Annotated in this window: 10 protein-coding genes; 4 read left to right on the forward strand and 6 right to left on the reverse strand. The window is 65.5% G+C overall.

Annotated elements, in window-relative coordinates:
• Positions 1-104 precede the first annotated feature (104 nt).
• The 6 genes from C8J98_RS07720 to C8J98_RS07745 all read right to left on the reverse strand — a co-directional run bounded on the left by C8J98_RS07720 (position 105) and on the right by C8J98_RS07745 (position 8,616).
• Positions 105-1,211, reverse strand: coding sequence for a glycosyltransferase family 9 protein (locus C8J98_RS07720; protein ID WP_107912661.1), 1,107 nt, complete (start codon positions 1,209-1,211; stop codon positions 105-107).
• Between the two features lie 103 nt (positions 1,212-1,314).
• Complete coding sequence (locus C8J98_RS07725) at positions 1,315-2,316, reverse strand: YncE family protein (RefSeq protein ID WP_233260163.1); 1,002 nt, start codon at positions 2,314-2,316, stop codon at positions 1,315-1,317.
• Between the two features lie 100 nt (positions 2,317-2,416).
• A complete protein-coding gene (locus C8J98_RS07730) occupies positions 2,417-5,497 on the reverse strand; it encodes an efflux RND transporter permease subunit (RefSeq protein WP_107912662.1) in 3,081 nt (1,026 codons plus the stop codon).
• Positions 5,494-6,522 (reverse strand): efflux RND transporter periplasmic adaptor subunit, encoded by a 1,029-nt coding sequence (locus C8J98_RS07735; protein ID WP_107912663.1) that lies wholly within the window; start codon positions 6,520-6,522, stop codon positions 5,494-5,496. Before C8J98_RS07735 ends, C8J98_RS07730 begins: the two co-directional genes overlap by 4 nt.
• The gene (locus C8J98_RS07740) at positions 6,519-7,847 is read right to left on the reverse strand and encodes a TolC family protein (protein ID WP_107912664.1); all 1,329 of its coding nucleotides are present in this window, start codon (positions 7,845-7,847) and stop codon (positions 6,519-6,521) included. Before C8J98_RS07740 ends, C8J98_RS07735 begins: the two co-directional genes overlap by 4 nt.
• 103 nt (positions 7,848-7,950) lie before the next feature.
• Complete coding sequence (locus tag C8J98_RS07745) at positions 7,951-8,616, reverse strand: response regulator transcription factor (RefSeq protein ID WP_107912665.1); 666 nt, start codon at positions 8,614-8,616, stop codon at positions 7,951-7,953.
• Positions 8,617-8,771: 155 nt separating this feature from the next.
• Between C8J98_RS07745 and C8J98_RS07750 the strand changes: the two genes are divergently transcribed.
• The 4 genes from C8J98_RS07750 to C8J98_RS07765 all read left to right on the forward strand — a co-directional run bounded on the left by C8J98_RS07750 (position 8,772) and on the right by C8J98_RS07765 (position 13,362).
• The gene (locus C8J98_RS07750) at positions 8,772-9,371 is read left to right on the forward strand and encodes an ABC transporter ATP-binding protein (RefSeq protein WP_107912666.1); all 600 of its coding nucleotides are present in this window, start codon (positions 8,772-8,774) and stop codon (positions 9,369-9,371) included.
• The gene (fetB, locus tag C8J98_RS07755) at positions 9,368-10,156 is read left to right on the forward strand and encodes an iron export ABC transporter permease subunit FetB (protein WP_107912667.1); all 789 of its coding nucleotides are present in this window, start codon (positions 9,368-9,370) and stop codon (positions 10,154-10,156) included. The genes C8J98_RS07750 and fetB overlap by 4 nt, the downstream gene beginning before the upstream one ends.
• Positions 10,157-10,351: 195 nt before the next feature.
• Positions 10,352-12,661 carry a catecholate siderophore receptor Fiu gene (locus C8J98_RS07760; protein WP_107912668.1) on the forward strand — a complete coding sequence of 770 codons (2,310 nt, stop codon included), beginning with the start codon at positions 10,352-10,354 and terminating at the stop codon, positions 12,659-12,661.
• A 20-nt stretch (positions 12,662-12,681) separates the two neighbouring features.
• Positions 12,682-13,362 (forward strand): Fe2+-dependent dioxygenase, encoded by a 681-nt coding sequence (locus C8J98_RS07765; RefSeq protein ID WP_107912669.1) that lies wholly within the window; start codon positions 12,682-12,684, stop codon positions 13,360-13,362.
• Positions 13,363-13,431: the final 69 nt, after the last annotated feature.

The following is a 13,431-nucleotide window of genomic DNA, read 5'->3' on the forward strand; positions in this document are numbered from 1 at the left end:
CGCTTGAGCGCCGGGTCGATCGGTCGATATCCCATGGGTCACCTCGGTAGGGATTTTGCTCCTACATGGGTGTCCAGGAAAATTAGACCACTGCAAAGCGGCTCCTACAGTTTCGTGCCACATCGCACCAGATGTGCAGCCGTCCTTAACGCAGCACTTCGAGGGCACCCGTCGTCAGAGGCAATCGCAACATTGTTCCGCCCGTACGGCGCATAACGCGCCGGATCGGTCGGACCGAAAATGCCCACCGTGGTCGCCATGGTCGCCGCGGCAAGATGCATTACACCGCAATCGGCACTTATATAAGTCCCCGCGGCTTCGATGAACGCCGCGAGCTTGCGCGGATCGCTCGTGTAATACGTCGGATAGCCGCCACCCAATCGCGACTGACCATCGGCGGACACCAGTTCGACGATGCATACATCGCCGATCCGGGTGAGTAGCTCGTTCGTGAAGTCGCTCCACCAGTCGGCAGCCAGACGCTTGGAGCCGGTCGCGTTGGGAAAGATCGCCATCACCGGCAACCCTCGCTCGTTCGCATCGCGCAGCACCCGTATAAGTGCGTCGCGCCCGCCGCGGCGTTCCACGTCGGTCAGCCGCACGTCCAGAAGCGGCACGTCCGCTTCGGCAGGTGCGCCGATCGCCCAACGCAGCGCCTGGACAGGTCGCGCCGCCAGGTGCGTGGTGAGCCCGTCTGTCGGCATCGCGTCCGTGCGCAGCTGGAAGCGGGCTTTCGTCATGGCACTGGCGATGCGCCCCGACGACGAGCCGGCCGCCGCGTCGATCACCAGGTCGTAGCGACGCGAACGCAACTTGCGCAGCGCCCCGATCGTCGCGAACGGGCGGCGTGCCGCACGACGGTCAAGGGTGATGCAGTCACCGACGATGTCGAAGCCACGAAATACCGCGTGCGCGGCCGGTCCCGCTGCAAGAAGGTCCACTTCCGCGCCAGGGAAACGTCGCTCGATCTCGACCAGCAACGGTGTCAGCAGCAGCGTGTTTCCCAGTCGATGGTTGGGGCGGCAGACCAGAATGCGTTGTATGCCCGATGCAGGCAGTTGGCCCGCACCGAGCAGATTCTTCGCCGGGGCGATGAGGCGTTGTGCCAACCACGCCGCCGCACGTCGGCGCCAGAGCGCGCCGTTGCCGTGCATGGGGGTACGGGCGGTTTCGCTCGACGAGCTGGGGGACACCGACGCGACAGGAGACATGGAGGGCTCTCGGAAAGTCTGCCGCTACGATGCCGTAGTTACCTTATGCCTTGCTGTCCGCTGGATGACGATTCGACGTCGGTGACCACCGCCGGTCTCAACATCACTTTGCAACCGGAGAGGCAACGAGCACTCCAAAACCCCGTACGGACTGGCCTTTCACGGCCGACTGCGCGAATGGCAGGTAGACCTGATGTGTCGCGGCGTCGAGGGCTAATGTGCGCGCGGTGGCCCGCGTCATCGCGGTGGGCAGAACGTCGTAGACGTCGGCGCCGCGTTGTTTGAACACACTGAGGGTTCCGTCGCGATTGGAACTGAGAACCATGTGCGTCGCCGGATCGTAAACAACTGCGTCGGGACCACTACCCATGGGCAGCCTGGCAACCTGGTGACCGTCGTCGGCATCGGTCACCACCATCCAGCGGTTGCCGCACACGGAAAACACGCGTCGCGAAGCCTTGTCGAACGCCAGGCCGGAGGGGGCTTCGCACGGAGCGAGGGTCCAGACCGCGGCGACCTTGGCGGCCTTGAGGTCCACGCGCACGAGCTTGCTGACGTCCTCGAGATTCACCCATAGATTGCCGCGCTCATCCACCGCGGCAAATTCCGGCTTGCCCGGCAGGTCAACGGATGCAGTGACCTTGCCTGCCATGGGATCGATGATGCTGATGGAGTTGCTACCGCCATTCATCGTGATGAGGCGGTGTAGCGTCTCGTCATAGACGATGGCGTCGGGGTTTTTCGCCGCCACCGGGAATCGCCTCTCCAGTTCCAGCGTCTTCAGGTCGACCACGCCGACGTCGCCGCTGTCGCCGTTGCTGACGAACGCCTTGCCTAACGAGGTCGAAATCGCGATGCCGTGTGCGCGGTGCATACCCGTAATTTCATCCAGGAGCTTCCCGGTGCGCGTGTCGACGACCATAACGCGATCGTTGCGGGCGATGAAAAGCCGATGTGTGGCGGCATCGACGGCGGCGTAATCCCAGCTGCCTTCGCCTCCGAAGATCCAGGTGTCGGTTATGGCATACGGAGAAGGCGGTTGAGCGACAGCAGCAACCGCCACGGCGAGCAGCGGAGCGCCGAAGAGAAGCGCAAGCGATTTCATGAACTCAAGACTCCATTGGTTCTGAATACGGTAGGACGAGGGTCGACCATCCGGGCACGAACGGGCTCGTTTGACGTAGGGGAATAAGGACGTAGTTACCTTATGGCTTGCTGTCCGCCAGATGACGATTCAACTTCCGTGACCGCCAGCGCTCCACGGCACCGATCGCGACAGGCAGTCCCAGCAGGACCAACGGATACTGCACGAGCAGGCCGCCGATGATGGCAATGGCCAGTGGCTGCTGGATGCCCGAGCCACGGCCGAGCGCGAGCGCCAGCGGCAACAGGGTCAGGATCGCGGCGAACGTGGTCATGCTGATCGGGCGGACGCGCAGCCGCACCGCACGCCGTAGCGCCGCGAGGGGCGTGGCGGAACGCCGACGGGCAACGTATTCGGAAACCAGGAAGATCGCCATCTCGGTCCCGATGCCTACGACCATCGTCAGTCCCATCATGGCAGTGACATTCAGATCCACACCGGTGAGCCACAAGGCAAGGAACACACCGGACGCCGAGAACAGCGATCCCGCGATAACGATTCCCGACAACCACATGCTCCGATAAAGGAGCATCAGCAAGAGGAACTCGGCGAGGATCGCTGCCGCGAAGACCTTACGCAGGCCGGCAAAGGCCACCTGCTGCTGCGCGTAGAGACCGCCCAGTTCATAGCGCGTCCCGGCCGGCAGTAACCCGGGTTCGGCCAGCGCGGCGCGCACCTTCAATACCGCGGCATCCATGCCACCGTGATCGATACGCGCCGTCACCGGCACCATCGTCTGGAGATCTTCGCGAGTGATCTGGGCCTGACCGGTGACCGGTGTCAGCGTCGCCACGCGGCGCAGCGGGAAGACGTGACCGTCGGGCGCACGTAACGGCATGTCGGCCAGATCGGCGATACGCCACCGCCGCGCGTCGGGCATCGACACGCGCACTCCGACGGCGCGTGTGGCCATCGGCAGACTGGTGGCGACGACACCATCCAGCGCGCCGCTCACGGTTCGTGCCACGAGGTCCGCCGTCACATCTTCGGCGGCTGCCGCGTCGTGATCGAGACGGATGTCCAGCGCGTCACCGGCGATACGCACGCCGTTCTGTACTTCCGCCAGGCCATCGATCTGCGCAAGCTTGTCGGCGACCTGCTTCGCGGTCGCGCGCAATGCCGCCTTGTTGTCACCGTAAAGCTTCACTTCAATCGGTTGCGGAACAGCGGTCAGGTCGCCGATGAGATCCTCCATCAGCTGGGCCGTCTCGACCTCCACGCCCGGCACGTTGCGCAAGATGCCGTCGCGTACGTCGCCCATGATGTCGCGCGTTGACTGGTCATGATCGGGAACCAGGCGGACGAAGATGTCACCGTGATGCGACTGGCCGAGGTCGCCACCGAGGCCTGTGCCGAGCCGGCGCGAGAATGTCTCGACGTCACCACGGCCGCGAAGGATGGATTCGATCTGGCCGACCTGCCGCTCGCTCTCGGTCAGCGATGTTCCTGGCGCGGTGTAGTAGTCGAGCACGAAGCCGCTTTCGTCGGCGTCGGGCATGAATCCGGTAGGCACCTGCGAAGCCGCAAAGGCCCCGGCCGTCACCAGCAGGAGCACGGCGATCGCGGGTATCCAGGGTCGGCGTACGGCAGCCCCATAGGCGACCCCGTGCCAGCGCGCCAGTCCACGGGCGTGACCGGCACCCGGATCGCTCCAGCGGGACAGATCGAGCCAGCGTGCCGCCAGGTAGGGCACGACGAAGGCCGTCATGGCCCAGGAGACCGTGAGCGCGCAGGCCATGGTGATGGAAAGCGCGCGCGAGAAAGCGCCGGTGACACCATCAAGGTAGGCCAGCGGGACGAAGACGATGAGGGTCGCGGCGCTCGAACCCGACAGCGGTGGCAGGAACTCGCGAGCAGCCTTGAAGAGACCTTGCTGAGCGCCACCCGCCTCGCCGGTGTCGACCACGCGCGCTGCGCGGCGGGCGATGTGCTCGACCATCACCATGACGTCATCGATGACCAGGCCCACGGCGGCCGCCATGCCGCCAAGCGTCATGATATTGAAGCTCATGTTCATCGCGCGGAGCAGCAGTACCGTCACGGCGAGCGTCGCGGGTACGACAATGAGGGCAATCGCCACGATGCGCCCGTTGCGAAGGAACGCCCACAACACCACCGCGGCGAGCAGCAAGCCAATGGCGATGGCGTCGCGCACGCTGGCCGCCGCTTCGGTCACCAGTTCGCTCTGGTCGTACCACTTGCGCAGGGTGACGCCTTGCGGAAGCGTCAGTTTCGCCAGGCGCGCCCTGACATTGGCGGCGATCGCGACCGCGTTACCGTCGGGTTGTTCGTAAACGTTGAACAGCACGGCGGGGCGACCGTCTTCCGCGACACGCGTCCACTGCGGCTCGACACCCATGCGTACCGTGGCCACGTCGGAGACATGGATCCAGCCCGCGTCCGTGCGACGCACGACGATGCCGCCGATATCACGTGTGCCACGCATCGGTTGATCGACCAGGGTGAGGAAGAGCTTGTTGCGATCCTGCACCCTCCCCACCGCACGAACCACATTGGCTCCGCCAATCGCGCTGACAAGATCGTCGAGCGCGAGACCGTGCGCCGCCAGCTGTCGCGGATCGGCCTCCACCTCTATCTCGGGCGTATCGCCACCTTGCACGTCCACACGTGAGAGTCCCGGCACCGAGGCCAGCGACGGCGCAATGCGGAACTCCGCGAGGTCGCGCAACCGGGCGGAGGAGACTATGTCCGAGCGCAGCGCGTACGACGCGATGGGAAAGACGGTCGGGTCCATCCGCCGTACTTCGTACGTGACCCCTGCCGGTAATGCCGGCACGACGCGCGCGATCGCCGCGTCGACCAACAGGGTCGAGGCGATCATGTCGCGTCCCCAGCCGAAATCGACCGACACCTGTGCCTCGCCGCGCGAGGTCTCCGAACGCACGCCCTCCACGCCGGGGACGGTTCGGATCGCCTCTTCGACAGGCCGCGTAACCAGTAGCGCCATGGTGCTGGCCGGGCGATCCCCCGCGTCGAGATCGACGACGATGCGTGGAAACGCGACCTGAGGAAATAGCCCCACGGGAAGCGACCACACCGCTACCGCCCCGGCGATGGCCAGGGTAAGGGCGAGCAGGAGAAACGTCCGCGCGTGGCGGAACAGGAAGGGTTCATCGCTCACTTCGAGTCCATCGGGCGCACCTGCATTCCTTCGTCCAGTTGGGCTGCACCGATCGTCGCCAGCGGCTGCGACGCGTCGATCGCGCCATCGACAAGCGCCTGGTCGCCGCGTTGTACGACCACCCTCACGACCACGCGGTGCGCCTTGCCCCGGGCTACCTGCCAGACGGCTCGTGCGCCTTCGTCGCCGATCACGGCATCCACGGGTATGCGCCACCCCGTGAGCGCGCCCACCACGATCTCAGCGCGGTAGGCCGCACCCTGGATCGCCGGCGCCGTCGTCGCGACCTTGACGTCGATCAACCGGGACACGGGGTCGACGCTACCGGCGACCGCACTGACACGTCCTGCCAATGCTTCGCCACCCGACAGCGACCGGAGGGAGACGCTATCTCCCACGTGCACCCGTGACATGTCGACGGGTTCGATGCCGCCAGCGAAGCCCATCCGGTCGCCTTCGACAAAGGTCATCAAGGTCGCGCCATTGGCGACCAGTGCATCGCGCTGCGCGTCGACGCTGAGTACCGTCCCGTCCGCTGGCGCACGCAAAACATCGCCCGGCGTGTCCTGCGCAGCGAGCGTCGCTTCGGCGTCGCGCAAGGCCTTTTCGGCCTGGCCCAGCTGGTCGTTCGTTGCAAGGTGGTCGCCGAGCAGGCGCGCGACGCGGTCACGCTGATCGCGCGCCACGGTCACGCTGGAATGCGCCGCGACCCGCGCAGCGAGCGCCGCCTTGCTCGGTACAAAGAGGGCGAGCCGTTGTCCGCGCTGGACGTGCTGGCCGGCGACGACGTCCACTTCCGTAAGCGTCACCTCGAGCGGAAGCGCCAGCACGCGCAAACCACCGCGCCCCACGGCGCCCTGTCCATAGGCGACGACGAGGTCGTCGAACGTGCCGCGGATGGGCATTTCCTCGCGAATGACAGCGCTCGAAGTCGTACCCGCGCCACCGGAGTCGGCACCGGCGTCGCAGCCGCCCAAGGCAAGGCAGATCGCCAGGGTGGTAACAAGGTGAAGTGTCCGGCTCATGGATTCATCCGTGGTGGCAGCAAGTCAGGCAGCCCTGCGCCCGTCAGTGCGTCGAGAGCGATGATCTGCTCCCTACGGTAAAGATCCCGGGTGACATCGTTGGCGGCCTGTCCCAGTGTCGCCACGCTGAGATCGCCGTAGACGGCCGCATCGATATCGCCCCTGGCGAAGGCGCGGTTCGCGGCATCGAGTGCCGCGACATCCGTCACGCCGCGAGAGGCTTCGCGTTCGTTGATGACGATGGCCGAGATCAACACCCGGGCATCGGCCGTCGCCGCATCGATCCGCGCGGTGTATTCGTCATGCAACTGCTCTCGGGTTGCATCGGCGATGGCGATCTTGCCTTGTTGGCGGTCGAACACTGGCAGGTCGGATGACACCGAAGGCCCGACGTTGAGGACCCTGTCGCTGTCGCGCGATGCGTCGACGCCGATGGAAAGCGGTGCAAACCGGCTGAGGATCGCGCCGCGCAGGCGCGCCTCCTGCGCCGCATAACCAAAGCGCAGCGCTGCCAGGTCCGGACGGTGTTCGCCCATCGACGCGACGGACGACGTTGCCCGGGCAAGATCAAGGGGCGGCAACGCCGGTAACGGCGCCAGTGGCAGAGGCGCATCGGGGTCGAGGCGCAGCAGCGTGGCCAGCTCCGCACGTTGGCCACGGAGCGTGTGACGCGCCTCTTCGCAGGTGGCCCGGGCATCGCTGGCCGCGACGAAAATCGCGTTCGCCGAGCCGGCCTCCTCATCGCCGCGGGCCAGCGCCGCGTGCAGCGATGATGCCCGCGCCTCCAGCAGGCTGGCCGAACTTTCCTGCAGCGCGAGGCGGCGTTCACCGTCGACGACATCGACTACGAGCTGTCGCGCTCGCGATAGGGTGACCCACGACTCCCACACCAGCTGCGCGTCGATCGCCGACGCCGTGGCATGGGCCTCCTGACGACGTGCGCCCCGCGTGACCAAGCCCTGCAGGCTCTGCGCGAAGCCGGCCGACCACGCGGGTACATCGCCTCCGCCGGAGATCAGGAAGCCGAGATTGGCCTGCACTGAGGGATTGGGCAGTACGGATGCGTCGAGCTCCCCGGCGCGGGCGATACCGCGTTGCGTGCGCGAGGCGGCCAGTGCGGGATTGTTGAGCAGCACCAGGTGCATGACCGCCGTTTCATCGAGCGGCATGCGGACGTCCCCGGCGCCTTGCAAGTCTTCGACGCGGGTGGCGAGGTCGGGATGCGAGACGAGCGGCAACGGGCGATAGGACGCGCACCCGCCGAGGGCGACGGCAAGAATGAGAGCGAACACGCGGCCATGGGCTGGCTTCGCGAGGTCATGCATGGAGGTCCATCCCAAGACGATCAGTATTCCGCAGGGTAGGCATCGTGCCTTAGCGCAAACTTTGCCGGACGCCGGAGCGTGCCGCGCGCCGATGCTGGCGGATTCATGCGATGTCCCGCGGCACCATGTAGCCGAAGCCGCGAACGGTCTGGATGGCGTCCGGGCTGAGCTTCCGTCGCAGTGAATGGACAAGTACCTCGAGCGCGTTCGGGCTCACCTCGGATTCCATCCCGTACACCGAGCCCTCGATCGACTCGCGGCGGACGATCTTGCCCTGACGCTCCATCAGCAGGCGCAGCAGCGCGAATTCGCGCCGGGTCAACTCGACGCGACGCTCCTGGTACATGACCTCGAGCGAACTCAGGTTGAGCGACAGCGAGCCTGATTCCAGCTGATTGTCCGCCAGGCCCTGGGCACGACGGGCCAGCGAGCGGATACGCGCCGCGAGTTCATCGAGGTGAAACGGCTTGGTCATGTAGTCGTCCGCGCCGGCATCGAGCCCTTGCACGCGGGATTCGACGCTGTCGCGTGCCGTCATGACCAGGATCGGCGTCTTGACCTTCAGCCGGCGGGCTTCAGTGATCACCTCGATGCCGTCCTTGCCGGGCAGTCCCAGATCCAGGAGGACGAGGTCGACGGACTGGCCACGGAGAGCCTCGAGCCCTTCCGCGCCGGTACGCAGCCAGGTGACCGTATAGGCAAGATGTTCCAACGCGCGCTTGATGGCGGCGCCTAGCCGGATGTCGTCCTCGACTACGATGATGTTCACGGTCCACGTCCTCGGTATCGCACGGAAGCTTGCCCATCCGGAGCGGCAGGCTGGGCAATTATCCGAGTATCGGCCTTAGGTCATGCTGAGCGCTGTTGTAAGCGTGCGGTAAGCCCGGCGTTGCAGCCTGTCGTCGCCACCATGCGGAACTGATCATGACCCTTTTCGTTGAAGGACTGCGCAATACCCTGGCAGGCCCCTTCACCTTCACGGTGGCCGCCGGCCAATGCCTGGCGATCACGGGCGCGTCCGGATCGGGCAAGACGGTCCTGCTGCGGATGATCGCCGACCTCGATTCCCATGAAGGAAGGGTCACCTTCGGGGGCGTCGACCGCGCATCCCTTCGTGCCCCGGAATGGCGTCGCCTGGCCAGTCTAGTCCCGGCGCGCAGTGGCTGGTGGGCGGAGACGGTGCGCGAACACTTTCCGCCTAACCTCGAGGCCGCCCGGCGGTCGCTTGCTACCGCGTTGCTCATTCCGGAAACCCTTTTTGGGCGTTCTATCGAGGAAGCCTCCACCGGCGAACGCCAGCGGCTCGCGCTGGTTAGGGCCTTGATCGCTGAGCCCCGCCTGCTCCTGCTCGACGAGCCGACGGCTTCGCTCGATCCAGTGTCCACGCAGGCCGTCGAGATGGCGATCGCCCAACGGCTCGCTGCCGGTATCACGGTCGTCTGGGTCACCCACGATGCGGCCCAGGCTGAACGCATGGGCGACGTGGCGCTTCACATGAATTCAGGCGGAGTGCTCGCCGCATGACGCCCCTATCCCTGCACGCCGGCGATATTGCCATCGCCGCCATCCTCCTCGTGGTCGACGCCGCGCTGTCGATCGGACTGCGCCTGCGTTTTCATCGCGCGCTCTTGATTGCCTCGGTGCGCATGGTGGTCCAGCTGGTGGCCGTGGGCTATCTGCTCCGCTATGTATTCGCCGGACACTCGCCCTGGCTGACTGCCGTCCTCGTGCTGGCCATGTCGCTGATCGCCGTCCGCGAAGTCGCCGTCCGTCCCGTGCGACGACTGGTTGGCGGTAATGCCATGGTGGCTTTGCCCAACGTGGTCGGCGTTGTCCTGCTCACCGCTTGCTTCGCGCTGTTGACCGCCATCCGCCCGCACCCGTGGTACGACGCCCGCTACGCGATTCCCCTGGTCGGCATCCTGCTCGGCAGCATCCTCAACGCGGCGAGCATCGCGCTGACGGGCGTGCTCGACAACGTGCGCCTGCAACGCGACGCGATCGAGGCCCAACTGATGCTGGGCGCGACGTTCCGAACGGCCACGGCACCGTTGGTCCGCCGTTCGATCCGCACCGCGATGGTGCCGGTGATAAACCAGATGGCTGCCGCTGGCGTGATTACCCTGCCCGGAACCATGACCGGCCAGCTCCTGGCCGGTGCGGATCCCGTCGACGCAGTGAAGTACCAGATCCTGCTTCTGATCCTGCTGACCGGGGCAAGCTGTCTGGCCGCGGTGGGCACCGCCTACGGCGCCATGTCCAGGCTTCGCGACGATCGCGAGCGGCTCCGACTCGATCGCCTGAGGTAACCCTCGCTTTAGATTGCGAATCATTCTCATTACCCTTACGATATGCGTCACATCGGGTTAACGCCCGCGCATCGCCTCGTCATTTCAGGGCACCAACGAAGTCCACCCACGTGAGCCAGCGGCCCGCGTCGGGCGAGTTCGTGTCCGATCCGGCCTGCCGACCGTTTTGTTCATTGCCTCGTAAGGGAATCACCCATGGCCTTCATCAAGAGCCGCAAGCACGCCGCTCCTGCCGCGCGCACCGTCGGTGCCGCCGTCCTTCTGACTTTCGCCCACGCCGCCGTCGCCAGCAATACCGTCGACGCGCCGCCGCAGCAGGCCAAGACCAGCGACGTCCAGGCGCTGCCGGGCATGCAGGTGGATGCGGACCGCTCCAGCGATTTTCGTGTCGAGAAGGTTTCTTCACCCAAGTTCACCCAGTCCCTGCTGGATACCACGCAGACGATCCAGGTCATCGGCAAGGAACTGATGAAGCAGCAGGGCGCGACCACCCTGACCGAAGCGCTGCGCAACAGCCCTGGCGTCGGCACGTTCTACGTGGGTGAGAACGGTGCGACCAGCACGGGCGACTCCATCAACATGCGTGGCTTCGATACGTCGAGCAGCATCTTCGTCGACGGCGTGCGCGACGTCGGCACGGTATCGCGCGACGTGTTCAATATCGAGCAGGTCGAAGTCACCAAGGGTCCGGATGGCACCGAGTACGGCCGCACCGCGCCGACCGGCGCGATCAACCTGGTGACCAAGCAGCCGGTGCTGGGCAATGGCGAATCCGGTTCGCTCCAGGGCGGCAGCGGCCAGCGCCGCCGCGGCACGGCTGATATCAACCAGCAGCTCGATGCCACCACGGCGGTCCGCCTCAACGTGATGGACCAGAAGAGTGGCGTGTACGGTCGCGACAAGATCGAAAACAACCGTTGGGGCGTCGCACCGTCGCTGGCTTTCGGTCTTGGCACACCCACTCGCGTGTACATCGACTACCTGCACATCAAGCAGAACAACGTGCCCGACGGCGGCGTGCCGACGATCGGCCTGCCGGGCTACAGCAGCCCGGACAAGCGCGCCTTCCTCAACGATGCGGCGCCGGTCGACCCGAACAACTACTACGGCACGAACCAGGACCATGACCACGTCACCCAGGACATGCTCACGGTCATCCTCGAGCATGATTTCAGCGACAAGGTGGCCCTGCACAACACCGCGCGCTGGGGTCGCACCACGCAGGATTACCTGCTGACTTCGTTCATGGGTGCGACAGCGAACCTGGCCACGCCGAACCCGACGGATCCGTCGACCTGGACGATTACGCGCAGCAATCCGACCTTCAAGCACCAGTCCAACCGCATCGCCACGAACCAGACCAACCTGACCGCGACGATCGAAGCGGGTGGCTTCACGCAGGACATCAGCGCCGGCATCGAGCTGACCTCCGAGGAAGCACGCGCCATCGGTATGGGTCCGCTCAATGGCAGCACCTGGCCGGTAGCGAACCTGTACCACCCGAACTCCGATGTCGGCGGCCTGGTCTACGGCGAGACCGGTGCGCTCAGCAACGGCAAGACCAACACCGCAGGCGCGTATTTCTTCGACACGCTGAAGTTCGGTGAGCACTGGCAGGTGAACGCCGGTGTGCGCCTGGACCATTACAAGACCGACTTCACCAGCCTCGTCGCCTGCGGTGCGCGTAACGGCCCGGTCTGCGGCACCCTTCCCACCGGCAGCATCGTGCAGGGTGTGGACACCAGCACCAGCGACAACCTGAAGAGCTACAAGATCGGCGTGCTGTACAAGCCAGCGGCTAACGGCAGCATCTACGTCAACTTCGCGCAGTCGCAGCAACCCCCGGGTGGCAACACGCTCACCCTCTCCTCGGCAGCGAACAGCGCCGACAATCCCAATTTCGACCCGCAGAAGGCCCGCACGGCCGAGCTCGGCACGAAATGGGACCTGCTCGACTCGAAGCTCTTGCTGACCGGCGCGCTGTACCGCACGACGGTGACCAACGATCTGGTGCAGGATCCGACGGACCAGCTGTACTACCAGGTGGGCAAGAAGCGCGTACAGGGTGTGGAAGTGACGGCGGTCGGCAAGCTGACCGACGACCTCGCCATCAGCGCCGGCTTCACCACCATGAATGCCACCGTCAAGAACGGCCCCGGCGTCACCGCCAACGGCTCGGACGACCTGGCCTACACGCCCAAGAAAGCATTCACCTCCTGGGTCACGTATCACCTGCCGTTCGACCTGACCATCGGTGGCGGCGGCCGCTACTCCGGTGCACTCGAGCGCGGCACCGACGGTGCCGTGGGCACACCTGCTTCCACCCGCGCCTACTGGGTGTTCGACGCCATGGCCAGCTACCCGATCAACCGCAACTTCGACCTTCAGCTCAACGTGTACAACCTGTTCGACAAGGACTACGTGTCCGCGATCAACAAGAGCGGCTATCGTTACACTCCGTCCACGCCGCGCTCGGCCATGCTGACCGCGAACGTCCGCTTCTGATCCACTGAAGGAACACCGCCATGCTGCTGCACATCCCCGAGGTCCTGAGCAAGGAACAGGTCGCCGGGATGCGCCGCGCCATGGAGGCTGCCGAATGGACCGACGGTCGGCAGACCGTCGGTCCGCAGGGTGCGAAGGTCAAGCGCAACCAGCAACTGCCCGATGCATCGCCGCTGCGTCATGAACTGGGTGACATCGTGGTGGCGGCGCTCGCCCGCCATCCGCTGTATCACGCGGCAGCCCTCCCCCTGCGCACGCTGTCGCCCCGCTTCAATCGCTATGAAGGCGGTGGCGAATATGGCTTCCATATCGACGGCGCCGTCATGGCCACCGGCACCAGCGACGTCCAGGTACGCAGCGACATCTCGTGCACGCTATTCCTCAGCGAGCCCGACGAGTACGACGGCGGCGAACTCGTCGTCAGCGACACCTACGGCGAGCACGAAGTGAAACTGCCCGCCGGCGATGCCATCGTCTATCCCTCTTCCAGCCTGCACAAGGTCACGCCGGTGACGCGCGGAGCGCGCATCGCTTCGTTTTTCTGGGTGCAGAGCCTGGTCCGCGACGACAGCGCGAGGAGGCTGTTGCTGGAACTGGACACGGCCGTCCGCAACCTCTCCGCCAGCGCCGCCGACCAGGCATCGATCCTGCAATTGACAGGCGTCTACCACAACCTGTTACGGCGTTGGGCGGAAACCTGAGGTAAAACAAAGGTAGGCAGGGGCGCCCTCGGGGGCGGATAATTGGCGCCCCCTGATGTCCTTGGCTTC

This window comes from Luteibacter sp. OK325, assembly GCF_003050935.1.
GTDB lineage: Bacteria > Pseudomonadota > Gammaproteobacteria > Xanthomonadales > Rhodanobacteraceae > Luteibacter.

Bases quoted from the DNA above. Each gene is read 5' to 3' on its own strand.
- C8J98_RS07735 (WP_107912663.1), bottom strand. From the start codon at position 6,522: ATGAGCCGGACACTTCACCTTGTTACCACCCTGGCGATCTGCCTTGCC.
- C8J98_RS07760 (WP_107912668.1), top strand. From the start codon at position 10,352: ATGGCCTTCATCAAGAGCCGCAAGCACGCCGCTCCTGCCGCGCGCACC.
- C8J98_RS07750 (WP_107912666.1), top strand. From the start codon at position 8,772: ATGACCCTTTTCGTTGAAGGACTGCGCAATACCCTGGCAGGCCCCTTC.
- C8J98_RS07765 (WP_107912669.1), top strand. From the start codon at position 12,682: ATGCTGCTGCACATCCCCGAGGTCCTGAGCAAGGAACAGGTCGCCGGG.
- C8J98_RS07720 (WP_107912661.1), bottom strand. From the start codon at position 1,211: ATGTCTCCTGTCGCGTCGGTGTCCCCCAGCTCGTCGAGCGAAACCGCC.
- C8J98_RS07725 (WP_233260163.1), bottom strand. From the start codon at position 2,316: ATGAAATCGCTTGCGCTTCTCTTCGGCGCTCCGCTGCTCGCCGTGGCG.
- C8J98_RS07740 (WP_107912664.1), bottom strand. From the start codon at position 7,847: ATGCATGACCTCGCGAAGCCAGCCCATGGCCGCGTGTTCGCTCTCATT.
- fetB (WP_107912667.1), top strand. From the start codon at position 9,368: ATGACGCCCCTATCCCTGCACGCCGGCGATATTGCCATCGCCGCCATC.